Here is a 22,901-nt window from a genome sequence, read left to right as displayed (position 1 = left end):
TTTTGTTTCTAAAAAAAGCACATTACCAGATGTTTTTTTGCGGAAAAAGAAAATAAATTACCTTATTCTCCAAAAAACATGAAATATAATGCAGCGTTTAGCGTTATAATTACATCTAAGCTAATGTAGATTTAAAAGAAGTAGACATGAAGCCGTTGATATTATCATTTTTTGTAGTGTTATTGGGTTATTCTTTATTCTTTGATAAGGAGAAAGATATGAAACTACGTACTCCGGAACAGGTTATTACTACTACACCTGAAGCCATGAGATATGAATATAAATCAGATTCTATCGAGTTATATGCAAAGAAAATGAATTTGAATATACTGAAGATGATGGAAAAAAATAGTTTTTTTAATTAAAAACATCTTTTTGGTCAAATATTATTTGCTTGATAAATAAATATTGCTATGTTTGTTGCAATTTAATTAGTAACGTACAAAATATGCAATATTTTTCAACTCAATATATTCAAGATTCTCTGTGGTTTACTGTTTTGTCTATTGTGCAGAGTTTTATTTTGATACTATTCCCTTTCCCCGGACTGGAATTCCAAAATAAAACTTTCTCTTCTGAAACTATTTTCGTTTTTTCCGGAAAAGTAACAATCCGCGTTTTTTTGTCAGATATCTTTTTTAGGAAAAGCTATTTGCCTCCTCCTTATCAATGGTTGGGCTGACGAACCCTTATCCGTCTACAGTTTATGCGTTGAAGGATAAGGGGAGAGTCATTTTATAATGTGAATATTCTGTCTTTTTTTAAGGATAGAAAGTTTTTTATTTCCCCAAATCAGTATATTCGGGTATATCTTCCAGGAAAGTATATGTTTGTGTGTTGTAGTTAATTTTGCAACAGAAGTGGTGTATACCATTACTTACTGTCAGGTATTCTACCTTTAAAGCCATATTGTATCTCGCAATTTGGTCAAATACTTCTTTCGTTATTTCTATGTGAGGAGCTTTATATTCTATGATCATTAAAGGAATTAAAAAACGATTGTAGATTACTGTATCACAACGTTTTGACGTGTTGTTCAGTTTGATGGAAACTTCATTGGCCAAAAGTTCATGTGGAAACCCTTTTGTAGTAAAAAGATAATTAACAAAGTGTTGCCGTACCCATTCTTCTGGAGTGAGAGCTACGTATTTGCGTCTTACAATATCCAAAATCATGCGCTTCCCTTCTTTTTCGGCTATATTGACAGCGAATGTTGGTAAATTTAACGAGAGCATTTACTATATTTGCTAATTGATATTTTACCATCAAAGGTAGTTATTTATGAAAACAAAACAAGAAATCGTAGAAAATTGGTTGCCTCGATATACAGAGCGGAGGCTGGAAGACTTTACTAAGTATATTCTTCTGACGAATTTTACTAAATATGTCGAGATATTTGCTGATCATTTTAAAGTCCCGATTTTAGGATTGAAAAGTTCAATGCCTAACGCTTCGGCAGAAGGTATTACTATCATTAATTTTGGAATGGGGAGTGCGAATGCTGCAACTATAATGGATTTATTATCAGCTATAAAACCGAAGGCTGTATTATTTTTAGGCAAGTGTGGTGGCCTGAAAAAAGCAAATAACTTAGGAGATTACGTTCTTCCTATAGCTGCCATTCGGGGTGAAGGTACTTCTAATGAATATTTGCCGCCGGAAGTTCCTTCATTACCGGCATTTTCCATGTTACGTGCTATTTCATCCGCCATCCGTGATAAAGGGCGCGATTATTGGACGGGGACAGTATATACTACGAATCGTAGGGTTTGGGAGTACGATAGGGATTTTAAGGATTATCTGCGTTCAACACACGCTACAGGCATTGATATGGAAACTGCAACATTACTTACCGCCGGTTTTGCCAATGAAATACCGACTGGCGCTTTACTTATGATTTCTGATAAACCAATGGATGAAGGAGGGGTAAAAACCGAGGAAAGTGACCGGAAAGTGACACAAAGCTTTGTAGGTGAACATGTCTTGTTGGGAATAGAGGCTTTGTTACAGATAATAAATGGAAAGAAAACAATTCGTCATATTCGTTTCAGCTGGTAACATGGTATAAGGATGGCTAAAAAAGAATATAATTTTGAAGAAATCTGTAGGAATATAACTGCAAAAAAGTTTCAACCTGTTTATGTATTGATGGGTGACGAACCTTTTTTCATGGATAGAATTACAGATTTGTTGATAGACAGTGTTTTGGAAGAATCGGAGCGTGATTTTAACCAAATTATTATGTATGGTGCAGATACGGATGCTTCGGCAATAATCAATGCTGCACGTAGATTTCCTATGATGTCTAATTATCAGCTCATCGTTGTGCGCGAAGCACAAATGGTGCGGGATATAGAATTATTGACTAATTATGTAAAAAATCCATTAGCATCTACGGTTCTTGTTATAAATTATAAATATAAAAATCTGGATAGAAGGAAATCTCTAGCTGCAGCAGCGGAAAAAACAGGTGTTTTATTTGAGTCAAAAAAAGTACCGGATTACAAAATGCCTACTTTTATCATTTCATTAATGAAACAGCGGGCTATAGATATCGACATGAAAGCCTCTCAGATGCTCTCAGACTTCCTTGGAAACGATTTGAGCCGCCTGAATAAGGAATTGGACAAGCTGGCAATTTTATTGCCTGAAAAGGGCTTAAAACGCATCACTCCGGAAATGATCGAACAGAACATCGGGATAAGTAAAGAATATAATAATTTTGAATTAATAAAAGCCTTAGCTTCGAAAGATATACTTAAAGCAAATCGTATAGCGCAATACTTTGAAAAAAATCCAAAAAATAATCCGATACAAATGACACTTCCTGTGTTGTTTAATTATTTTTCTAATCTTTTGATTTGTTATTATACAAAAGATCGTTCGGAAGCGGGGCTTATGGCTGCATTAGGTTTAAGAGGTAATTTTCAGGTGAAGGATTATATTACCGGTCTAAGAAATTATCCTGCAATGAAAGTTTTTAATTTGATCGGGGATATACGAACTACCGACGCAAGATCAAAAGGTGTAGAGAATAGTTCTGCTACTGATTCGGATTTACTAAAAGAACTTTTATTTAAAATATTACACTGAGCCTATATTTTATCAATTTGAATAAGGAGGAAAGGGCACTTTTTCCAGAATAAAAGAAATAATTATTCTGAAAAAGTGCCCTTTCTTTTTATATTTCAGTTATTTACGCCATTTTTTACTTCTTGAGAATTTAATATTTACAACGGTCAACATAATTATACAGAAATACTGCCGATAATAGGGTGTTTAGGCTTTTTATCATTGTTAGTCTTATTCCCTTTTTTGTAAATAAGACAATATGACAGTAACTTTAAATAGGAGCATTCTCTTTTTGTTACAAATGTGATAAGGATCACTCTTGATACAAATGTAAATGCAGTTGCAAAAGTAATTCATATGATTGTGACGTTTACATAAATACAATCACACATTTGTGTTACATATGTATAGTGTATATATTAGTAAAGTAAACAGTATAAAAAGTTCAATTATTTATTTACGATATATTAAAGTATAAATAATCAAAAACCAGTATTTTATATAAGTTTATTGATTTTCTTATTTAAACTTTGCCTTTATTACTAATCTAAATGTAAACAAGAAGGCTTAATTACGCCTATTTATATATTATAATTATCACATAAACAATCGTTTATATACTATTTCTTAAGTTTTACTTTATGATATTTTACTGAGCTTTTTTAGATGTTTACAACCGTAGTGTATATCATTGTATATTTTATGTTACTGTTGTATCTGATTAGATTTATAAAAATAAATTGCATAAATGGAAATAATAATATATATTTGTGTCGTTCTACAAATGTGTATATCATTATTGTAAACAAGTCATATTGTCAGTGTTTTCATAACAATAATATCTATCAGAGATAATGAGAGATCGTATATTAAAACTAATGGAACGAGAAGGACTTACCCCTTCTAAATTTGCTGAATCTATCGGGATTCAACGTTCTGCTATGTCACATATTATATCAGGTAGAAATAATCCGAGTTTAGACGTACTTATTAAGATATTGGAGAGATTTACTTATGTAGATTCTGACTGGTTGTTATTTGGAAAAGGCGAAATGATAAGGGAACATGTATTAACAGAGCCGAATTTATTCTCTAATACTCCAATAAATCCGCCCGTAGTACAAGTTGTTCCCGAATATCGCAGGGAAAATGGGGTTGAGATACCTGTAAACACTTGTAAACAAGCTGTTGTTGAACAAGTTATACCAATAGAAAAACCTTCTAAAAATGTAAGTAAAATAATGATTTTTTATTCAGATAATACATTCGATACTTTTGTATCAGAAAAAAATAAGAAAGACTAGCTCAATATTGGGTATATATGCCATATTCATGTATCTTTGTACTCAAATTGAGTGATCATATATGAAGAAGTACATCTTAGATATGAAGGTTACTGAAAATCGTTGCCTTCATAAAAATTACTGCCTGCTAAAGCTAACCTCCGATCAGACTCTACCAGAAATGATTCCGGGCCAATTTGTGGAGGTTCGTGTAGATAACTCTCCTACGACATTTCTTCGTCGTCCTATTTCTATCAATTATATAGATAAGGAAACTAATGAGCTATGGTTGCTTATACAATTAGTTGGAGATGGAACCCGAAAAATGGCCGAATATCGTCCTGGGGATATTATCAACATTATTTTACCTTTAGGAAATGGATTTACCATTCCGGAATGTAATACTGAAAAAGTTTTACTGATTGGCGGCGGTGTCGGAACGGCCCCAATGCTATATCTTGGCGCTATACTAAAAAGTGCAGGATTGGAACCTATGTTTCTTTTAGGTGCTCGCTCAAAGGAAGATGTATTACAATTGGAACAATTTGAGCAATTTGGTACCGTATATGTTACAACAGAAGACGGCTCTTTGGGCGAAAAAGGATATGTAACCAATCATTCTATACTAAAAGCTCAACATTTTGATAGGATTTACACATGTGGACCTAAGCCAATGATGGTTGCTGTAGCTAAATATGCGGCATCTGAGTCTATTACATGTGAAGTTTCTTTGGAGAATACGATGGCGTGCGGTATCGGAGCATGTTTATGTTGTGTTGAAAAGGATAACGAAGGCCATCATGTGTGTGTGTGTACTGAAGGGCCTGTATTTAATATAAATAAGTTGACATGGCTGAATTGAATGTAAATATTGGTAATCTGGAGTTGAAAAACCCGATTATGACTGCATCCGGAACTTTCGGATATGGTATCGAGTATGCCGATTTAATAGATATTACCCGTTTAGGTGGTATTTTTGTAAAAGGGACAACCATTCAATCTCGTGAAGGCAATAATTATCCGCGTATGGCAGAAACACCTGCAGGTATGTTGAATGCTGTAGGTCTTCAGAATAAAGGTGCTGATTATTTTGCTGAACATATTTATCCTGAAATTAAGGATATTGATACGCACATGATTGTAAATGTAAGCGGATCGTCCGTTGAAACTTACGTGCAATGTGCCGAAAAAATAGCAGAATTAGATAAAATTCCGGCAATAGAGTTAAATATTAGCTGCCCTAATGTGAAACAAGGCGGTATGGCTTTCGGGGTCACTTGTGGTGGAGCTGCAGAAGTAGTTCGCGCAGTCCGTAAGGTTTATCCTAAAACACTGATAGTTAAATTATCTCCTAATGTGACGGATATTACGGAAATTGCCAGAGCTGTAGAAGCTGAAGGTGCAGATTCTGTATCTCTTATAAATACGATGCTGGGAATGGCTATTGATGCGGAAAAGCGTAAACCGGTATTGTCTACAGTTACGGGAGGTTTATCTGGCCCGTGTGTGAAACCTGTAGCTTTACGTATGGTTTGGCAGACTTATAAGGCTGTAAAGATTCCTATTATCGGATTAGGCGGCATTTCAAATTGGAAAGATGCTGTAGAGTTTATGTTGGCAGGATCAACTGCCATACAGATCGGTACTTATAATTTTATAGATCCTACAGTTTCTGTTAAAGTAATTGATGGATTGAATGAATATTGTAATCGCCACGGTTTTAAATCTGCCAGCGAATTGATAGGTGCATTAGATGCTTAAAATAAATCCCATTCGGAAGGAATTTGGATTTCTCTCGAAAGAAATATGAATTTTATCCGAATGGGATCTTTTCTCCTTTTAGCTTTTTTCTTATTCCGTAATCTCCAAAACGGCCGGACAGTGATCTGAATGTACGGCATCATTTAATATGTAAGCATCTTTAAGTAAAGGCTTAACGGAATCTGTAACCATACAGTAATCTATACGCCAACCTTTATTTTTAGACCGCGAATTAAACCGGTAACTCCACCACGTATATTCTTGCTTATCAGGATGCAGAAACCTGAATGTATCGGTAAAACCAACTGATAGGAAGCGCGTCATCCATTCTCTTTCTTCTGGAAGAAATCCACTGTTTCTGGCATTCCTGACCGGATCGTGGATGTCGATAGGTTCATGGCATATATTATAGTCTCCGCATAAAATCAGATTAGGGCGCGATTTTCTCAATTCAACTACATAATTCTGGAAATCTTCCAGCCATATCATTTTAAAACCTTGTCTTTCATCGCCGCTGGTACCGGACGGATGATATACGCTTACAATAGAAAGATTGCCGAAATCAGCACGAATAAATCTTCCTTCATTGTCATATTTTTCTAGACCAATACCATATTCTACATGATCGGGATTCGTTTTTGTCAATAAGGCAACTCCGCTATATCCCTTTTTTTTAGCACTATAAAGAAAAGACTTATATCCCAGGCTTTCAAAGACTTCTGCCGGAAATTGTTCTGGCTGGAGTTTTGTTTCTTGTAGGCATAAAACATCAGGAGCCTCTTTGGCAAGCCATTCGGGCAGACCTTTTCCAACTGCTGCTCTTAATCCGTTTACATTATAGGTTATGATTTTCATATCTTTTTATCTTATAAATAAATATCTTGATCCAAAGATACGAACTTTCATCCATTTTATGTTGTTAGAAATCTGTATACACGATAGATTATTTCTATATATTTGCGTTAATAAAAGAAACAATTATGCTTGATCATTTGCAGGAAATACTTAATAGCACGGTTGTGACGCCTTATACGGCAACCGTACGATTGGCAATCAGCTTTTTTCTGGGCGCTATCATTGGTGTAGAGCGACAATTCAGAAGACGGGATGCAGGTATGCGTACCTTTACGCTGATTTGTATGGGTTCGGCAGCAGCAATGTTGATTTCTATTTGGATTCCACAATGTTATCCTAACTTTCTGAATGGCGATCCGGGACGAATTGCTGCACAAGTATTGACTGGCATTGGTTTCCTTGGGGCCGGCGCTATTATACAAAGCCATGGCAGTGTTCATGGTTTAACAACTGCTGCTTGTATTTGGGTGATGGCTGTTATTGGATTGGCTGTTGGAGCCGGTATGTTTCTGGCAGCAGGAATCGCAACGGCTTTTACGCTATTTGTTTTGGTTTCCTTGGAACGTTTAGAAAGAAAAATGTATCTGGATGGCGTAAATAAAGTGCTGACTATTAATTGCTCTACTTCAACTCCAGACTTAAAAGGCATACGGGAGATCCTTGAAAACAATAACATCTTTATTGTGAGTTTGTCTTACGAACATAATTATGATAAGAATACTTCCATAATTACTTATAAAGTAAATGTAAAATCCAAGTCTTCGTATAGCATTTTATTTGCTGAAATACGAAAACTTGGATATATATCCCAAATCAGATTATTGGCATAAAATGTCTATTCCAGCTCTCCTTTAAGCATCCTTCCGGCTATCCGCGCTGCATCTTCAACAAATTTGCCACACGGACGTTTGCTGTAATATTCGGATGTACGTAAAGAAGGAGTAGGGCTGTTTGATTCGGCTGCTGCTGCCGGAAGCAATTGGCGACAAATAATTGTTTGATGTTTTTCTTTAAACAATTCGGCCATTTTCTGTACCATTGCATAGTTTTTTGTACGTGCAGCCTGGTCAGAAGTATCTAATACCGGATATTTGAATCCAGCTAACATAGACATTGCGCTTACTGTTCCACAAACTTCGCGCATACGTCCCATGCCGCCTCCAAAAGAACCGGACATCATTTTAGCCATATCTAAAGTTAATTCAAAAACATCTGCATAAGCCAGAAAAACCGATTGCGAACAGTTATAACCAGAATTAAAATTTTCTACAGCTTGCTTTACACGTTCTTCAATGTCAAAGTCTTTCATAATAATACAAAATTAAAAGTTGATTATCAGAATTTATAATCAACGCAAGCTCTGTCTTCTTTAACCGGACCTATAATTCCTTTAGATACAGCAACATGTTCCGGATGGTTGGCATATGTGCTTACGTCTTCCAGGGTATCAAGTTCGGTAGTAAGAATTAGGTCCCATGTTTCTGCCGGGTTGATATTGAAATCTACGCGAATCATACGTAAAACATCTATCTTGTTAATCAAAGCTTCTAGTTTTTCTTTGATTTCTTGCATTTTTGCTTGTTTGTCAGCCGGAGTTGCAAACTCTTTTAACTTGAACATAACAATGTGTCTGACCATATCTTTATATTTTAATAGTTATATCTGCTCATCTAAGTATGAATCTTTATATCCCAGGAAATATAATATACCATCCAGCCCTATTGTGGAAATAGATTGCTTTGCCGTTGCTTTTACTTTAGGCTTTGCATGGAAGGCAATACCTAATCCTGCAATACTAATCATAGGAAGATCATTTGCTCCGTCGCCTACGGCCACAGTCTGGCGTATATCTACGTTCTCCACTTGCGCAATCAAACGGAGTAATTCTGCTTTGCGTTTACCATCTACTATATCGCCTAAATAGTTACCTGTTAGTTTGCCGTCTGCAACTTCCAGTTCATTGGCGTATACATAATCTATGTTGTATTTCTGTTTCAGGTAGTTACCAAAATATGTAAATCCTCCGGAAAGAATTGCTATTTTAAATCCGACTTTCTTTAAAATATGCATCAAACGATCTACGCCTTCTGTTATAGGCAGGTTTTCTGCTATTTCTTGCATGACTGAAACATCCAATCCTTTCAGTAAAGCACAACGTTGGCGGAAACTTTCACAGAAATCAATTTCACCACGCATGGCTGCTTCTGTGATGGCTTTAACCTGATCTCCAACACCGGCACGTATTGCCAGTTCGTCTATGACCTCTGTTTCAATTAATGTAGAATCCATATCAAAACAAATCAAGCGGCGCATACGGCGGAACATACTTTCTTCCTGGAATGAGATATCTACTTCCTGTTCAGATGATAGCTTCATGAAATCAGCTTTCATTTGTTCTTTGTTTTTGGGCGTACCGCGAACAGAGAATTCTGCACTGGCTTTGGGTGTACGTGCATTTTCATCCAGCGGAATACGTCCGGTAAGTCGCTTGATATCATCTATATTCATATCCTGTTCGGCAACAATGCGCGAAACGCCTGCTATTTGTTTAGCCGTTAATTTACGACCTAAAATAGTAATAATATAACGGTTCTTGCCTTGCATGCCGACCCATTGGTTGTATTCGTCTTCCGTAATTGGCTTAAACCGGATATTCACGTCTAATTCATAACTTTTAAATAAAAGTTCCTTTAGTATTTCTCCGGAATTGCCTTCGGTACTTTGAAACAAAATGCCTAGTGATAAATGACTATGGATGTCGGCCTGGCCGATGTCTAAGATAACAGCATTGTTCTTGGCTAATATTTCAGTAAGGGCGGCAGTTACGCCAGGTCGGTCTGTTCCGTTTATATTAATCAGAATTATTTCGTCTTTTTGTACCATATTAAGATATTATAGCGCAAAGGTACATAAGAATTAGGTAAATATATGACATAGCATCGAACAAATTTCCCTATATTTGTTACATATAGAAAAAGGGATTGTTTAACTTAGAACCTGGCGACCTTAATAAGTCCTGACTGGCAGGCATATGTGTATGAGAATTCAGTTTGAGATAAGAGAGACGCTTCCCGAAATAATTGACGAAGTATTACATTCAGACAAATGGCTTACCCTTGTAAAGGAAGAAAAACATGGCTTGAAACGGGTTATTATAAAGGATCCGTATTTCGACTCGGAGGCTTCAATCGACATTTGGGAAGAAGAGGTCCATGTTACTACTGCCTGGTCTAATTATACCTATCGCATTTATTTACGTGGAAAAACTGTTTGGTGTGAGTATATCGGAGCTTACAGAGGCTTATTGGAGCAAAATCTCCTTCCATCGTTAACGCCAAAAGAGAATATACTCAATTCGGAAGTGCTGAATAGCTCTTTGTTTGGTGATAAAAAAGAAACGTTGAGAAACTATAGTGCGGAAAACTTAAAGTTGAAGAATTTTCGCCGTGATAATTTTGAAGGGGAAAATATTCTGGCCTCACCGCAAGATCATCCGAAGGTTGTATATGATGAATATATTAATGAAGGTGTGCCTTTGCCACCTCCTGAAAACATAAAGAAAAAGCCTGGTAATTAATTACCAGGCTTTTTTGTTCTATTTTACCCATATTTCCTGCCCGTTCAATATGAATTTATCAATGCCGTTTATGAATCTTTTCTCTTTGTTTTTTAATTCCGGACAGGCTATTATTTATCAGTTTCTATAGTATGATTTATTCTTTTGCCCCAGGTAAAAATCAATTTTCACCTGGGGCAAAATTAAATTTTAGCTAGGACAAAATTAATTTTCAGCAGCCCAAAAGAATAAATTATACTGTACTTTTTACTAAAAAGGCAGGAAAAGAAACACATAATATCCGGACTTGTAAATTAGAAATTGCTAAAAATATGCTGTAAAACAGTTAAATTTATGCTGATATATGCGATAAAACATATAAAAAAGCTTGTAAATAAGTAGAAATATATTATACAATTTGGTGGAAACCTATAATTAACTGTATCTTTGCTGCCGTTAAGGGTAAAGAATATGTTTCTTAGCGAAGAAACAGTCTTTATATACCTTCCTGAAAATCAGGAGTCGGAGTTTGTTTTTTCTTCTCCGATTAAGTTTAACGTAAAAATAACATTATGAAGATTAGAACTTATGTTCTCATTGCATCGGTTGCTTTCTTAGGAATGTCTGCCGGTTCAAAAGAAGCTAAGCTCACTGAGGGTGTGAATCCAGGTGATCTTGCTCCGAGAATAGAGTCTTTAGGAAATGAAAGCGATTTCAATTTCCGGAATCATTCAGGACGTTACACTTTGCTCAACTTCTGGGCGGCTTACGATGCTGAATCGAGGGCACGTAACGTGTTATTAGCGAATGAGGTTAACAAATTAGGTTCGGACAAAATTGCGATGCGTTCTGTTTCATTGGACGAAAAGACGTCTATATTTACTGAAACAGTAAAGGCTGATAAACTGGATTTATCTACGCAATTTCATGATGGACTGGGTAAGGAGTCGGAAATGTATCGGAAGTATAATCTCCAAAGGGGACTTAGAAACTTTCTGATTAACGACAAAGGAGTAATAGTAGCAGCTAACGTGACTCCGGAAAAACTTACTGAAGTGTTGAAGAAAATCTAAAGAAAGATTATTATCAAAAAGGCTGTCCTTTTAATTGAGGACAGCCTTTTTTATTTCTATGCTTGTCTAGTCCTTATCGGATAGCTTCTACTTCTTCGGTGTGCAAAGGTATCTTTTTACCTAGCAGGCGTGCGCCGTTTTCGGTAATCAGATAGTCTTCTTCGTTGCGGATACCGCTGAAGTCTTTATAAGTTGCTACTTTTTCGTAATTGATAAATTCGGTAAACTTATTCTGGCCTCTCCATAAGTCAATCAATTCGGGTATGAAGTAAACGCCCGGTTCAATTGTAAGGACAAAACCCGGTTCAAGTTTACGCCCCAGGCGTAAGGACTTGCGTCCGAATTCTGTGCTTTTGGGCTGTCCGTTGTAGCCTACGTATACTTCTCCAAGATTCTCCATGTCGTGTACATCCAATCCCATCATGTGCCCAAGACCACAAGGCATAAATAGTGCGTGGGCACCTGCTTTTACGGCTTCCATCGGATCGCCTTTTACAAAACCAAGGTCTTTCAGACGTTCCATAATTACTTTGCAGGATAATTCGTAGACATCTACAAAAGGAATACCGGGACGAAGAGCTGCAACGGCTGCTTCGTGGGCAGCTACCTGAATGTCGTATATTTCTTTCTGACGCGGCGTAAACTGAGAATCGGCAGGAATAGTTGATGACATATCACCTGCATAGCCCATTTCTGTTTCGGCACCGGCATCGAGCAATAGCATATCGCCGCTCTTAATCATGTGGCTGTGGTCATGATTATGTAACGTCTGTCCGTTTATCGTCGCGATAATAGGGAAGGAGAGTTCGTAATTGTTAGCATAGGCAACTTCGCCTACAGCTGCAGCTACGTCACTTTCGCGTATTCCGGGACGTACGGTGCGCATTGCCGTTAAGTGCATATCTGCCGTAACGATACAAGCTTTTTCTATTTCTGCAATTTCTTCTTTACTCTTATAGTTACGCTGATTGACAACTCCATATATAAATGGTACGGATGGTTTTTCAGCTCCCGGACGAATACCTAACCAGGCCAGTAGCTTGATCTGATGTTCTGCACGATAAGGAGGTAAGTAATGAATTGCCTGGCCTTTTTGTTGTGCATCTTTCAGATATGTTTCTATTTCATTGAATGGTCTGACATCTTTGATTCCGGCACTTTCGCTCTTTTCTTTTAAAGTTGGCTGCGTACCCATCCAGACAATAGCATCGATTGTCAATTCGTCTCCGAAGATAATTTCACGATCATTGTCGATATCAATAATTGCTGCTAATCCGGCATACGGAAGTCCGAAGAAATAAAGAAAAGTAGAATCCTGACGAAAGTGATATGTGTTATCTGCATAATTCATTCCACACTCGTCATTACCCAGAAATAATAACAGACCGGAGCCCAGCGTCTGTTTTAATTTTGCCCTGCGGGCCATATAGATTTCTTTGTTAAACATAGTATTACGTTTTATATGTTGTTTTCAAAGATAGAAATAATCTTTTGAATAATTATGCTTTAGTAATCATTTGCGCTTTAAGTCTTCAATCAAACGTTGGGTTCTGATTAGACCTCCTTCTTTTGTAAGATGGTACTGAGTGTCATAAAATAAGGAATCATTAAATACATAACGTTCCGGGTTGGATAGAAAAGGAATTCCTTGTTTTTGCAGCTCTTTTTGAATGGACAGAATCCGTTGAGAATCTAAGCTGTAATTATCTGCATGATAACATGGCGGTATTAAATATATTTTTACTCCTTTATGCTCTAGTTGCAAAATGATGCCTTTAATATCTTCAATTACTTTAGGACTGAAAGAGCTTGTGATTGGCGGGGCTGATATTAAATGATGCTTGAACTGCCAGTGTCCTATGTAATCTCCATATTCATTAAATTTTATTCGACTATAACGTTCAGGAGTTGCTTTATTTGTAAAGTGGTAGATTATATCTGTTATGACTCTCGAAATTAAAGAACTTGGAAATGCAACCCAGTCAGTTTGAAACACTAACTCTTTCCATTCTTTTTTAATTTGTAATAATTCAGACAAAGTTTCCTCTCCGTAATAACATTTAGGTGAAAACTGTTCATATTCGGGTATTATGACTAATATGTCTTTTGTTTTTAAATGAGGAATAACTTCTTTAAGCATATATTTCAGTCCTATGCCGGCACTTATACCCATATTAACAGGTTCTATATGTAGAGAATCTTTTATTAGTTCAGAATGTAATCCGAACGCAATGTTAGAACCTCCTATAAATACTATTTTAGGAGAAGAAATTTGAATTAAACGATTATGTTTATCAAAGTCTGACGCTATATAGGAGTCCGTAATATTTTTATTAGTATAGAATATTACTAATAAAATGATAAATAAAACGTAACATAACATAAAGATACAGCTACATTTAACCAAGAATACAAAGAACTTTTTCATAAGCTAAATTAGAATTGAAAATAAATAAAAGCAGATTGATCAAGTTGTCTAAATAAAAGAAGTATAATACCTATTAATATATAAATACATTTTTGGTATGTTTTGTTAGGAAAGAGTATCGCTATACCATAAGGTCTATTCCTATAAGTCCATTCTAAAATAAATAAGATAAAGATTGATAATAATGTAATTGCAGCTTGTGTTTGGGTTATCCCGATTCCTTGCATTTGGGGTACTGTAAATAACGACCAATCACACATCCCCTTCAAATACTCAAAGGCTTGCATAATTGTTTCTGCTCTGAATATAACCCAACCAATAACTACCAACAGGAAGGTTGTTGCCATTTGAATTATCTCTTTGAATGAAGGGAATAGTTTCCCTTCCGCAATTATATTTTTATATTTTCTGTTTTTGCCCAAAAGGAGCAGAGGTAAGAATAGCAACGCATGATAAGCTCCCCAGACAATAAACGTCCAGTTTGCGCCATGCCAGAAGCCGCTAACTAGAAAGATAATCATTGTGTTGCGAAATCCTTTCCATTTACCCGCACGGCTTCCGCCTAAGGGAATATAGATATAATCGCGGAACCAGGTTGTAAGTGAGATATGCCACCTGCGCCAGAATTCGGCGATATCTCTTGAGAAGTAGGGATAATTAAAATTTTGCATCAAATTGATTCCGAACAAACGGGCACAACCGATTGCTATATCCGAATAACCAGAGAAGTCACCGTAAATTTGTATTGTAAAGAAGAATGCCCCCATGAATAAGGCACTTCCACTCATCGTCTGGTAATTCTCGAAAATACCATTGGCAAATAAGGCACAATTATCCGCAACTACCATTTTCCTAAAGAATCCCCAAAGCATCTGGCGCATACCGTCTACTGCCTTGTCGTAGTCGAAGGTACGGGGACGGTTGAATTGCGGCAGCAGATTCGTTGCTCTCTCGATAGGCCCGGCCACCAATTGGGGGAAAAAGCTGATGTAAGCAAAGAAGGCAATCGGATCATGTGTCGCTTTTATTTTGTGTTGATAAACATCGATTGTATAGCTTAAGGCTTGGAAGGTATAGAAACTGATGCCAACAGGTAGAAGAATATCTAGCGTAACAAAGTCCAATTGTATTCCGAATGCTTTGAATAGAATCCCCAGATTCTCAGAGAAGAAGTTGAAGTACTTAAACAAGCATAGGATAAAGAGGTTCAGAGTAATATTGCTCGCACTAATCCATTTCTGTTTATTGCGATCACCTTCGTTTCGTTCAAGGTAAATACCACTTAGGTAGCTGCATAACGACGTGAAAGCAATAAGCACCAGGAACCTCCAGTCCCACCAACCATAGAATAGGTAACTAATAAAGATAACAAACAGGTTTTGCCATTTTAACGGTTTGAACACAAACCAATACCCCAGGAATACCAGCGGCAGGAAAATAAAGAATTCAAATGAATTGAATAACATAAGCAGAGTTGTGTCATATCTTATCTCAATTCCCTGACGATAAGCTAATAGAGTATTATAAATAAAGAGCGTGGGAACTGTCTTTATGTCTTATTTGTCATAGAGGTATCCCCATACCCACCGTACAAATAATAAACAACAGTCCCACGCCGATATGATATAACCCTCTCATCTCTGAGATGTTCATATACCACAGGCGTGAGCTATTTCTGTTGTTATTATTCCCGTACGGCTTCGAAAATTGGGGATTTTCTATGACAAGAATAATATCTTTAGAAACGCTCTTCGTTCTGATTTATGTCCTTCTGTAGCGGCTTATCTCTATAAGTCTACAGAATTAATGCAAAGATAAGCATTATTTATGGTTTGTATATGATGTCTGTTGTAGCATTTGATTCCTAATGGGTAAGAATTTATATTTTTGTACTCTAAAAGAAAACCAGTATATGTCAGACTTTTCTTATTATATGTTGATTGATAATTTAGGTTGGTTGGACAGGTTTACGGTAGTTATTGAGCGCCATCAGGTAAAAGATTAATAAGATTTTCACCGTACCAATCCCAACTAATCGAAATATTTCTTACATTGCCACTATGAATATAACCTTTGATAAGCATTATGAAAATTCAACGGATACAGGAACTTACCGAAGCGATTATTGTGTGTGGCTCAGATAAACCGGCTTGCGAGATAGATTGTGCCTTTGCAAGCGACTTAATGAGCGATGTGCTCACACTCGACTGTTGTGATGTTCTTTTGGTGACAGGCCTTTGTAATTTGCAAACGATTCGCACGGCGGAAGTTGCCGAGATAACCTATATTTTATTTGTGCGCGGCAAGAAAGTTACTCCGGAAATGAAACAACTTGCTGAAGAAAATAATATGGTTTTGCTTGAAACCGGACACTCTATGTATCATACGGTAGGAGAGTTATATGCAGGTGGACTTCCGCCTATTTATTGATAAGGAGAAAAGCCGTATGCAATTTAGATTTGAACTGGAAGGAGGTAATTTTTCCAAAGCAGGATATGCTTCAAGTAATATAAAGAAAGTGCTTAAACAATTGTCTATCGATCCAAAAATTATCAAGCGTGTGGTGGTGGCTTTGTATGAAGCCGAAGTGAATATTGTTGCCCACGCATGGCGGGGTACGGTTGTGGCTGACCTGGATGCAGATAAGATTACATTGACCCTGGAAGATGAAGGTCCCGGAATACCGGATATAGAGTTGGCTATGAAGGAAGGATATTCTACTGCATCTTCTGCTGTTCGGGAAATGGGCTTTGGTGCAGGTATGGGATTGCCTAATATGAAGAAGAATGTAGATGAGTTGATAATAGATAGTAAAGTCGGTCGGGGAACGACTGTACGTATGGTTACACATTTCGGCTGAAGAAAGGAGGTTTACCCAAATGGAAGAAGAAAAGTTTTATCATGCACTTAAAATAGATAATGAGCGATGCATTGGTTGTACGCATTGCATGACGAAGTGTCCGACAGGTGCTGTCCGTATTCGTGACGGAAAAGCAATTATACGAAAAAACTGGTGTGTGGATTGTGGCGAATGCCTCAAGGCTTGCCCAACCGACGCAATTTATGTAGAGCAGGATGACTTTCAACGTATCTTTGATTATAAGAACCGTGTTGTATTGGTTCCGTCTGTCTTTATAGGGCAATTCTCCAAATATACAACCGAAAAGGAGATATTCAGTGCTTTATATGAATTAGGCTTTACCCATGTCTTTCAGGTAGAGTTCACTGCCGATATGATATATCGTGAGATGCTCCAACAGATGGAAAATGCTGATGAAAAGCCGGTCATCAGTTCTTTTTGTCCGGCCATAATACGTTTGATACAAGTTAGGTTTCCGGCTTTGGTGGATAACGTGCTTCTTGTAAAGTCTCCAGTAAATGCTACAGCCACTTATTATCATAAAGTTTTAGAGGAACAGGGCATACCATCCAATGAGATTGGCATGTTTTATATTACCCCTTGTGCCGCCAAGATCGCAGCACTAAAAGGAGCTGACGGTTATTCATCTACTATCAAGGGAGTAATTAATATGGACACCTTATATAATAAGGTATATCATATACTAAAAAACCGTCCGCGTGATTATAAACCCGAATGCCAGCTTCCTCCGACACTTACTAAAAAAGAAATGCGTTGGAGTCAGACCGGAGGTGAAGCAAAACACTTCTCCGGTCGTAGCCTTGCTATAGATGAAATACATAATGTAATTGATTTTCTGGAACGGATGGAGACAACCACAGAAGTGCGCAACGTGGACTTTCTGGAACTGAGGGCTTGCGATCGTAGCTGTGCCGGTGGGGTTCTTACATTCGCTAATCGTTTCCTTACGGCCGAACGTATTATGAAACGCTCTATGAAGCGTGACAAAGCACCACTTATATATGCAGCCGAGCAGAAAGAAGCGCTGGCTTATCTGAAACAACATATTACCATTCCACCTCTTAAACCCAATCCTAAATTGCTTTATAATGGTTCGATAGAGGAAATATTGAGTAAGATGGAGCAAGTACGTAAGCTAATGTGTTTTTTGCCAGGGATAGATTGCGGAGCTTGCGGAAGTCCCAATTGCCAGAGTTTGGCCGAAGATATTGTTCGTCACGAAGCACAGTTTAGCGACTGTATCTTTATGCAACGTAATATGGAGAAGTATGGTAAACTGGATCAGGAGCATGCTTTTCGCTTGGTAGAGAAAACATGGGGTAAAGATCGTTTAAACAAAGATTGTTATAAGAAAGGAGCTAAATATGAAGGTCAATGAGTTAGTAAAAGAATTAAGCCTGACTGTGTTTTGTGGTGAAAAAGGCCTCGAAGAAGAAATAACAGGAGGTTATACCAGCGACTTGCTTAGTGATGTGATGGGGCATGTAGACGAAGGCATGATCTGGATAACCATGCAGACACACCAGAATATTCTTGCTGTTGCTACCCTGAAAGATATATCGGCTGTTTTAATAGTAAACGGAGCTTCTCCTGATGAAGAAACGTTGCAAAAAGGTAGGGAAGAAGATGTCCCCGTACTTGGGACGTCGCTTTCCGCTTTCGAAGTAACCGGAAAAATATATCAATTATTGCTTAACGAATGAACCGGTATAAAGTAGATTTGCATATTCATACTTGTCTTTCGCCTTGCGGAAGCCTGGATATGAGCCCTCAGGTTATTGTGGAAACCGCGCTTTCGCGAGGTTTGGATGCTATAGCCGTGACGGATCATAATAGCACGTTGCAATGTCCCGAAGTACAAGCTCTGGGGAAAGAATTGGGTTTAAAGGTTTTTCCCGGGGTGGAAGTTACCACCCGCGAAGAAGCACATTGCCTTATACTCTTTCCATCGGAGGATGCTAGAGCCGCATTTCAACATTATTTGGATTTACATTTGCCGCCAATTCCGAATGATACGGAACGTTTCGGCGACCAGGTGTGGGTAAATCGCCGGGATGAAATCGTCGGAGAAATGCCTTATCTTCTTCTTTCCGCACTTGATCAAAGCATAAACCAGATAACAGCAAAGGCAAAGGCTTTAAGGTGTCTTGTTGTTGCAGCCCATATAGAACGTCCTTCATTTAGCTTGATTAGCCAACTTGGATTCATTGATCCGGCCATTTCTTTAAATGCAGTCGAATATAATGATAAATTGCGTTTTAAGGTTTTGTTAAATCAGCATTCATACTTACATGAATATGTTTGCTATTCTGCTTCGGATGCACATTATCCCGGACAAATAGGAACCAAGCCCTCTTTGTGGCAAACAGAGTATTTAACCTTCAATGATTTACGGAAAACTTATGCCGGAGATAAAGACTATAGTTTGTCTGCATCAGGACAAACCGATGAGATTGCATAGCCTGTTTCTTTCGGTAACACATTTGCTCTGCAGAGGATTAAAATAATTAAAACAGAATGAATGGATAATCTTTCTTTTCATATAACCGATATAACAGCCAATAGCATCCGTGCCGGTGCAACCGAAATAGGTCTTTTGATTTCTGATAGCAAAGACGCCATAGAAATATGTGTAAAAGATAATGGTTGCGGAATGGATGCAGAAACATTGGCGCGAGTGACTAATCCGTTTTATACCACACGAACTACCCGAAAGGTAGGCCTGGGGCTTCCTTTTCTGATACAAAATGCAGAACAAACGGGCGGAAGTGTTTCAATAATATCCGAATTGGGGAAAGGGACAACTGTTACGGCCCGTTTTATTTCTACTAATATAGATTGTCCTCCGTGGGGAGATTTGCCGGCAACTGTGGCTATGTTGATTACCGGAAATCCGGATGTGAATATTTGTTTTAGTTACCAGTCAGGAAAAGAGTTTTTCGATTTAAGTACGAATGATATAAAAGAAGCTTTGGATGGTATGCCTGTCAGCCATCCAAAAGTGATGCTGTTCATAAAGGATATGATACGTGAAAATATAGGCGGTAACTAGCTATTTGTTTTCTCTTTGTAGTATTTATACCGTTGCATTACTTCCTGTACGTAATTATAGGTTTCCGAACCACGAAGATAGCCGTGTTTGCAAACCGGATCATTGTAATATTGCGGATCGCTTTTCAGCCGGACATATTCGGCAACATTACCGTCCCATTTATTAGGGTCTTTGCCATATTTTTCAGCCAAACGTTGGGCATCATAAACATGACCGATGCCGGCATTATATGAAGCCAATGTGAATTTCAGCTTTTCTTGTGGATCTTTTATGCTAGAAAAGCCTTGTCTGAACCGTCGTAAACAATCTACCCCGGTACGTATGCCTATTTCCGGATTCTTTAATTCGTGCGGAGTTACGCCTAAAGCTTTTGCAGTGTTTGGCATGATGCCCATAAGTCCTTCTGCTCCTGCCCATGAAACTACGGATGGATTGAAACGTGATTCCTGATAAGCAATAGAAGCAAGCAATTGCCAATCCCATCCGATATTGGCGGCATGCTTTCGGAATAATTGGTCGTATGGAGAAATATGTCCGTTTTTTACTTCCGGCAGTTCTGCCCTGAATGGTTCTTTGCTTAATTCAAAATAGCGTTTGGTCACGGCTTTAAAGGTAAAAGAACCGGATTTGTCGGATGCCCATTCATTGATGGCTTTGGCTAACTCCGGACTATTCTTGCGTACAGCCCATGCGGAGCGCTGCATAAAACTGACTTTCAGGTTTATATTGATATTCCAATAATAAGTTTTGTTTAGCCGGGCAGTGTTATCGTCGCTGATAGTATAGGGGATTTGCCCCTTTGAGACCATCTCTATAAGGTCTTCTGTCGTGACTGTATCTTTTTCAATATCCTTAATGTTTATTCCGCCACCAAGTTCTACGTCCAGATTATGTAGACGTTCGGAATATTTTGTATTGGGTTTGACGTAAATGTCTTTGCCTATCAATTGAGTGACATCGGTAAGTATAGTATCGCCTTTATTGGCTCGTTGCACCAGGACTTGGCTGGATTGTTCTTCGCGTCCGCAGAAAAGTACTTCTTGTTTTAGTTTGTTGGTTATTTGGATGGGATAGGCTACAACATCAGCTTCGCCGGCCTCAAGCATTTCTATTAACCGGGTAGCATTTTCGGCAACTTTGATATTGAGTTTTAAACCTTCGGATTTGGCGAAATCATTGATAAGATCATATTCGTAACCCATAGGTTGCATCTTGTATTGGAAATAGGAAGTAGAACTATACAGAGTAACAGCAGTGATTTCGCCTTTTTCTTTTAATTGTGTCAGATCTACAGGATGTGTATCAATATCCTCTTCTTTCCCTTGTTTGTTACTGTAGCAACTGCCCAAGAGAAACAAAAAGAGCAAGAAGGGGATACATTTTTTATACATTATATATATGTTTATTTCTTTTGAAGCAACACTACGTTTTCCACATGGTGCGTGTGAGGGAACATATCTACGGGCTGCACCTTTTTGACTGCGTATTTTACGCTAAGCAGACTTAGGTCGCGCGCCTGTGTTGCCGGATTACAACTAACATAAACGATTCGCTCCGGTTCGGCAAACAAAATGGTGTTGATCACATCATCATGCATTCCGGCGCGGGGCGGGTCTGTTATAATAACATCAGGACGTCCGTGTTGGTTTATAAAGTCTTGCGTAAGGATATTTTTCATGTCGCCGGCGTAGAATAATGTGTTTTCAATCTTATTCAGAGCCGAATTTACTTTTGCATCTTCTATAGCTTCAGGTACGTATTCTATACCGATCACCTTTTTTGCCTGACGAGAGATGAAGTTTGCGATGGTTCCAGTGCCGGTATAAAGATCGTATACCATTTCATTACCGGTAAGGCCGGCAAACTCGCGGGTTATCTTATATAGATTATAAGCCTGAGCGCTGTTCGTTTGATAGAACGACTTCGGGCCAACTTTAAATTTCAGGCCTTCCATTTCTTCAATAATATGATCCCTACCGCGGAATACAAGTACTTCCTGGTCGGTTATGGTGTCATTACATTTTTCATTGATTACATATAATAACGAAGTTATTTCCGGAAATTGTTCTGCAATATGCGACATTAATGCTTCGCGATGTTCTACATCTTCGTGATAAAAGCAAAGAACGACCATCAAATCTCCGGTAGAGGCAGTACGGATCATGAGAGTTCGTACAAAACCGTCCTGGTTGCGCAAGTCAAAAAACGGGAAACCTTCATGTGAGAGACAATATTCTTTAATACAGAGGCGTATACGGTTGGATATATCGTCCTGCAACCAGCATTTATGGATATCCAGCACCTTATCGAACATTCCCGGAATATGGAATCCGACACCGTTCATACATTCAAATGTAGCACCGGACTTTACTTCTTCTTCAGTTAACCATTTCTTATTGGAAAAAGTAAACTCCAATTTGTTGCGGTAGAAAGTGGTGTTTTCGGAACCCAGGATAGGAAGGATTTCTTCCATTTCTATTTTTCCGATACGTGTTAAATTGTCTATAACTTGTTTATGCTTATATTTAAGTTGTTCTTTATAAGGAAGATGTTGCCATTTACAGCCGCCACATACACCGAAATGTTCACAGAAAGGTTCTGTCCGGTTAGGAGAATATTCATGGAAATATACAGCTTTCCCTTCGGCATAACTGTGTTTTTTACGGGTAAGTTGAATATCTACAACGTCTCCAGGAGCAACAAAAGGAATGAATACTACCATGTCGTTTACCTTTGCAATAGCCTTTCCTTCTGCGGCTACATCCGTTATTGTTACCTTTTCCAGCAAGGGTAACTGTTTCTTATTTCTTGCCAATGTTGTTAAGTTTAAAATTTTCGCCACACAAATGTACATATTTACCTGATACGAATGGTAATGAGTGGTTATAAAACATATAAATTTATTTAACTTTATAAGTATAAGCTACTATTAAATAACAT

Annotated in this window: 25 protein-coding genes; 15 read left to right on the top strand and 10 right to left on the bottom strand. The window is 37.8% G+C overall.

Translation table 11 applies throughout. The features are described 5' to 3' along the window. The first annotated feature begins 146 nt into the window (after window positions 1-146). Window positions 147-365, top strand: coding sequence for a hypothetical protein (locus C4S38_RS03050; protein ID WP_103982503.1), 219 nt, complete (start codon window positions 147-149; stop codon window positions 363-365). A 414-nt stretch (window positions 366-779) separates the two neighbouring features. Here C4S38_RS03050 and C4S38_RS03040 read toward each other — a convergent pair whose 3' ends face one another. Beyond that, window positions 780-1,235, bottom strand: a complete 456-nt coding sequence (locus C4S38_RS03040; RefSeq protein WP_103982501.1) for a type I restriction enzyme HsdR N-terminal domain-containing protein — start codon at window positions 1,233-1,235, stop codon at window positions 780-782. A gap of 46 nt (window positions 1,236-1,281) precedes the next feature. On the opposite strand from C4S38_RS03040, the gene C4S38_RS03035 reads away from it, so the two are divergent. The 5 genes from C4S38_RS03035 (at window position 1,282) to C4S38_RS03015 (ending at window position 6,116) form a co-directional block, all read left to right on the top strand. After that, window positions 1,282-2,058, top strand: a complete 777-nt coding sequence (locus tag C4S38_RS03035) for an AMP nucleosidase (protein ID WP_099465297.1) — start codon at window positions 1,282-1,284, stop codon at window positions 2,056-2,058. Window positions 2,059-2,070: 12 nt separating this feature from the next. Next, entirely contained in the window at window positions 2,071-3,093 is a 1,023-nt protein-coding gene (holA, locus tag C4S38_RS03030; RefSeq protein WP_103982500.1) for a DNA polymerase III subunit delta, read from the top strand. 833 nt (window positions 3,094-3,926) lie between these two features. Then, on the top strand, window positions 3,927-4,376 hold the full coding sequence (locus C4S38_RS03025; protein ID WP_200817935.1) for a helix-turn-helix domain-containing protein: 450 nt from the start codon (window positions 3,927-3,929) through the stop codon (window positions 4,374-4,376). Between the two features lie 61 nt (window positions 4,377-4,437). Further along, entirely contained in the window at window positions 4,438-5,217 is a 780-nt protein-coding gene (locus C4S38_RS03020) for a dihydroorotate dehydrogenase electron transfer subunit (RefSeq protein WP_103982499.1), read from the top strand. Then, window positions 5,205-6,116, top strand: coding sequence for a dihydroorotate dehydrogenase (locus C4S38_RS03015; protein WP_103982498.1), 912 nt, complete (start codon window positions 5,205-5,207; stop codon window positions 6,114-6,116). The genes C4S38_RS03020 and C4S38_RS03015 overlap by 13 nt, the downstream gene beginning before the upstream one ends. Before the next feature lie 90 nt (window positions 6,117-6,206). On the opposite strand, the gene C4S38_RS03010 is transcribed toward C4S38_RS03015, so the two are convergent. Continuing rightward, window positions 6,207-6,971: an exodeoxyribonuclease III gene (locus tag C4S38_RS03010; RefSeq protein WP_103982497.1), complete on the bottom strand. Its 765-nt coding sequence runs from the start codon at window positions 6,969-6,971 to the stop codon at window positions 6,207-6,209. 125 nt (window positions 6,972-7,096) lie between these two features. Here C4S38_RS03010 and C4S38_RS03005 point away from each other — a divergent pair, with 125 nt between their 5' ends. After that, window positions 7,097-7,801: an MgtC/SapB family protein gene (locus C4S38_RS03005; RefSeq protein ID WP_099465290.1), complete on the top strand. Its 705-nt coding sequence runs from the start codon at window positions 7,097-7,099 to the stop codon at window positions 7,799-7,801. 5 nt (window positions 7,802-7,806) lie between these two features. Here C4S38_RS03005 and C4S38_RS03000 read toward each other — a convergent pair whose 3' ends face one another. From C4S38_RS03000 to serB, 3 genes are read right to left on the bottom strand one after another with little or no spacing between them, the layout of a single operon-like run. Further along, window positions 7,807-8,280, bottom strand: a complete 474-nt coding sequence (locus tag C4S38_RS03000; RefSeq protein WP_103982496.1) for a C-GCAxxG-C-C family protein — start codon at window positions 8,278-8,280, stop codon at window positions 7,807-7,809. A 26-nt stretch (window positions 8,281-8,306) separates the two neighbouring features. Next, window positions 8,307-8,609, bottom strand: coding sequence for a Dabb family protein (locus C4S38_RS02995; RefSeq protein ID WP_103982495.1), 303 nt, complete (start codon window positions 8,607-8,609; stop codon window positions 8,307-8,309). A gap of 18 nt (window positions 8,610-8,627) precedes the next feature. Next, complete coding sequence (gene serB / locus C4S38_RS02990) at window positions 8,628-9,854, bottom strand: phosphoserine phosphatase SerB (protein WP_103982494.1); 1,227 nt, start codon at window positions 9,852-9,854, stop codon at window positions 8,628-8,630. A gap of 154 nt (window positions 9,855-10,008) precedes the next feature. On the opposite strand from serB, the gene C4S38_RS02985 reads away from it, so the two are divergent. Both C4S38_RS02985 and C4S38_RS02980 read left to right on the top strand, forming a co-directional pair. After that, entirely contained in the window at window positions 10,009-10,548 is a 540-nt protein-coding gene (locus tag C4S38_RS02985) for a hypothetical protein (RefSeq protein ID WP_103982493.1), read from the top strand. Window positions 10,549-11,099: 551 nt separating this feature from the next. Next, window positions 11,100-11,600 carry a thioredoxin family protein gene (locus C4S38_RS02980; protein ID WP_103982492.1) on the top strand — a complete coding sequence of 167 codons (501 nt, stop codon included), beginning with the start codon at window positions 11,100-11,102 and terminating at the stop codon, window positions 11,598-11,600. 73 nt (window positions 11,601-11,673) lie between these two features. Here the strand turns inward: C4S38_RS02980 and C4S38_RS02975 are convergent, their stop codons facing one another. From C4S38_RS02975 to C4S38_RS02965, 3 genes are all read right to left on the bottom strand, one after another. Continuing rightward, complete coding sequence (locus tag C4S38_RS02975; protein ID WP_103982491.1) at window positions 11,674-13,047, bottom strand: aminopeptidase P family protein; 1,374 nt, start codon at window positions 13,045-13,047, stop codon at window positions 11,674-11,676. A 66-nt stretch (window positions 13,048-13,113) separates the two neighbouring features. After that, window positions 13,114-13,773 carry a hypothetical protein gene (locus C4S38_RS02970; RefSeq protein WP_146059439.1) on the bottom strand — a complete coding sequence of 220 codons (660 nt, stop codon included), beginning with the start codon at window positions 13,771-13,773 and terminating at the stop codon, window positions 13,114-13,116. 263 nt (window positions 13,774-14,036) lie between these two features. Continuing rightward, window positions 14,037-15,494 (bottom strand): MBOAT family O-acyltransferase, encoded by a 1,458-nt coding sequence (locus C4S38_RS02965; protein ID WP_103982489.1) that lies wholly within the window; start codon window positions 15,492-15,494, stop codon window positions 14,037-14,039. Between the two features lie 619 nt (window positions 15,495-16,113). On the opposite strand from C4S38_RS02965, the gene C4S38_RS02960 reads away from it, so the two are divergent. From C4S38_RS02960 to C4S38_RS02935, 6 genes are read left to right on the top strand one after another with little or no spacing between them, the layout of a single operon-like run. Further along, on the top strand, window positions 16,114-16,458 hold the full coding sequence (locus C4S38_RS02960) for a hypothetical protein (RefSeq protein WP_103982488.1): 345 nt from the start codon (window positions 16,114-16,116) through the stop codon (window positions 16,456-16,458). A 16-nt stretch (window positions 16,459-16,474) separates the two neighbouring features. Beyond that, window positions 16,475-16,888 carry an ATP-binding protein gene (locus C4S38_RS02955; protein ID WP_103982530.1) on the top strand — a complete coding sequence of 138 codons (414 nt, stop codon included), beginning with the start codon at window positions 16,475-16,477 and terminating at the stop codon, window positions 16,886-16,888. 19 nt (window positions 16,889-16,907) lie between these two features. Beyond that, window positions 16,908-18,287: a [Fe-Fe] hydrogenase large subunit C-terminal domain-containing protein gene (locus C4S38_RS02950; protein WP_103982487.1), complete on the top strand. Its 1,380-nt coding sequence runs from the start codon at window positions 16,908-16,910 to the stop codon at window positions 18,285-18,287. Beyond that, complete coding sequence (locus C4S38_RS02945) at window positions 18,274-18,612, top strand: DRTGG domain-containing protein (RefSeq protein ID WP_099465536.1); 339 nt, start codon at window positions 18,274-18,276, stop codon at window positions 18,610-18,612. The genes C4S38_RS02950 and C4S38_RS02945 overlap by 14 nt, the downstream gene beginning before the upstream one ends. Then, window positions 18,609-19,370 carry a PHP domain-containing protein gene (locus C4S38_RS02940; protein ID WP_103982486.1) on the top strand — a complete coding sequence of 254 codons (762 nt, stop codon included), beginning with the start codon at window positions 18,609-18,611 and terminating at the stop codon, window positions 19,368-19,370. The genes C4S38_RS02945 and C4S38_RS02940 overlap by 4 nt, the downstream gene beginning before the upstream one ends. A 60-nt stretch (window positions 19,371-19,430) precedes the next feature. After that, window positions 19,431-19,961 (top strand): hybrid sensor histidine kinase/response regulator, encoded by a 531-nt coding sequence (locus C4S38_RS02935; RefSeq protein ID WP_103982485.1) that lies wholly within the window; start codon window positions 19,431-19,433, stop codon window positions 19,959-19,961. On the opposite strand, the gene C4S38_RS02930 is transcribed toward C4S38_RS02935, so the two are convergent. Together C4S38_RS02930 and rlmD are read right to left on the bottom strand one after the other, a co-directional pair. Then, the gene (locus C4S38_RS02930) at window positions 19,958-21,352 is read right to left on the bottom strand and encodes an MltF family protein (RefSeq protein WP_103982484.1); all 1,395 of its coding nucleotides are present in this window, start codon (window positions 21,350-21,352) and stop codon (window positions 19,958-19,960) included. The genes C4S38_RS02935 and C4S38_RS02930 overlap by 4 nt on opposite strands. An 11-nt stretch (window positions 21,353-21,363) precedes the next feature. Next, the gene (gene rlmD / locus C4S38_RS02925; RefSeq protein ID WP_103982529.1) at window positions 21,364-22,776 is read right to left on the bottom strand and encodes a 23S rRNA (uracil(1939)-C(5))-methyltransferase RlmD; all 1,413 of its coding nucleotides are present in this window, start codon (window positions 22,774-22,776) and stop codon (window positions 21,364-21,366) included. Window positions 22,777-22,901: the final 125 nt, after the last annotated feature.

Origin of the sequence: Parabacteroides chinchillae (genome assembly GCF_900108035.1) — a bacterium.
Classification (GTDB): domain Bacteria; phylum Bacteroidota; class Bacteroidia; order Bacteroidales; family Tannerellaceae; genus Parabacteroides; species Parabacteroides chinchillae.
Note: the sequence above shows the minus strand (reverse complement) of the source record. Positions and strands in the feature narration are given on the sequence as shown.

Bases quoted from the DNA above. Each gene is read 5' to 3' on its own strand.
- C4S38_RS03050 (WP_103982503.1), top strand. From the start codon at position 147: ATGAAGCCGTTGATATTATCATTTTTTGTAGTGTTATTGGGTTATTCT.
- C4S38_RS03040 (WP_103982501.1), bottom strand. From the start codon at position 1,235: ATGCTCTCGTTAAATTTACCAACATTCGCTGTCAATATAGCCGAAAAA.
- C4S38_RS03035 (WP_099465297.1), top strand. From the start codon at position 1,282: ATGAAAACAAAACAAGAAATCGTAGAAAATTGGTTGCCTCGATATACA.
- holA (WP_103982500.1), top strand. From the start codon at position 2,071: ATGGCTAAAAAAGAATATAATTTTGAAGAAATCTGTAGGAATATAACT.
- C4S38_RS03025 (WP_200817935.1), top strand. From the start codon at position 3,927: ATGAGAGATCGTATATTAAAACTAATGGAACGAGAAGGACTTACCCCT.
- C4S38_RS03020 (WP_103982499.1), top strand. From the start codon at position 4,438: ATGAAGAAGTACATCTTAGATATGAAGGTTACTGAAAATCGTTGCCTT.
- C4S38_RS03015 (WP_103982498.1), top strand. From the start codon at position 5,205: ATGGCTGAATTGAATGTAAATATTGGTAATCTGGAGTTGAAAAACCCG.
- C4S38_RS03010 (WP_103982497.1), bottom strand. From the start codon at position 6,971: ATGAAAATCATAACCTATAATGTAAACGGATTAAGAGCAGCAGTTGGA.
- C4S38_RS03005 (WP_099465290.1), top strand. From the start codon at position 7,097: ATGCTTGATCATTTGCAGGAAATACTTAATAGCACGGTTGTGACGCCT.
- C4S38_RS03000 (WP_103982496.1), bottom strand. From the start codon at position 8,280: ATGAAAGACTTTGACATTGAAGAACGTGTAAAGCAAGCTGTAGAAAAT.
- C4S38_RS02995 (WP_103982495.1), bottom strand. From the start codon at position 8,609: ATGGTCAGACACATTGTTATGTTCAAGTTAAAAGAGTTTGCAACTCCG.
- serB (WP_103982494.1), bottom strand. From the start codon at position 9,854: ATGGTACAAAAAGACGAAATAATTCTGATTAATATAAACGGAACAGAC.
- C4S38_RS02985 (WP_103982493.1), top strand. From the start codon at position 10,009: ATGAGAATTCAGTTTGAGATAAGAGAGACGCTTCCCGAAATAATTGAC.
- C4S38_RS02980 (WP_103982492.1), top strand. From the start codon at position 11,100: ATGAAGATTAGAACTTATGTTCTCATTGCATCGGTTGCTTTCTTAGGA.
- C4S38_RS02975 (WP_103982491.1), bottom strand. From the start codon at position 13,047: ATGTTTAACAAAGAAATCTATATGGCCCGCAGGGCAAAATTAAAACAG.
- C4S38_RS02970 (WP_146059439.1), bottom strand. From the start codon at position 13,773: ATGGGTATAAGTGCCGGCATAGGACTGAAATATATGCTTAAAGAAGTT.
- C4S38_RS02965 (WP_103982489.1), bottom strand. From the start codon at position 15,494: ATGTTATTCAATTCATTTGAATTCTTTATTTTCCTGCCGCTGGTATTC.
- C4S38_RS02960 (WP_103982488.1), top strand. From the start codon at position 16,114: ATGAAAATTCAACGGATACAGGAACTTACCGAAGCGATTATTGTGTGT.
- C4S38_RS02955 (WP_103982530.1), top strand. From the start codon at position 16,475: ATGCAATTTAGATTTGAACTGGAAGGAGGTAATTTTTCCAAAGCAGGA.
- C4S38_RS02950 (WP_103982487.1), top strand. From the start codon at position 16,908: ATGGAAGAAGAAAAGTTTTATCATGCACTTAAAATAGATAATGAGCGA.
- C4S38_RS02945 (WP_099465536.1), top strand. From the start codon at position 18,274: ATGAAGGTCAATGAGTTAGTAAAAGAATTAAGCCTGACTGTGTTTTGT.
- C4S38_RS02940 (WP_103982486.1), top strand. From the start codon at position 18,609: ATGAACCGGTATAAAGTAGATTTGCATATTCATACTTGTCTTTCGCCT.
- C4S38_RS02935 (WP_103982485.1), top strand. From the start codon at position 19,431: ATGGATAATCTTTCTTTTCATATAACCGATATAACAGCCAATAGCATC.
- C4S38_RS02930 (WP_103982484.1), bottom strand. From the start codon at position 21,352: ATGTATAAAAAATGTATCCCCTTCTTGCTCTTTTTGTTTCTCTTGGGC.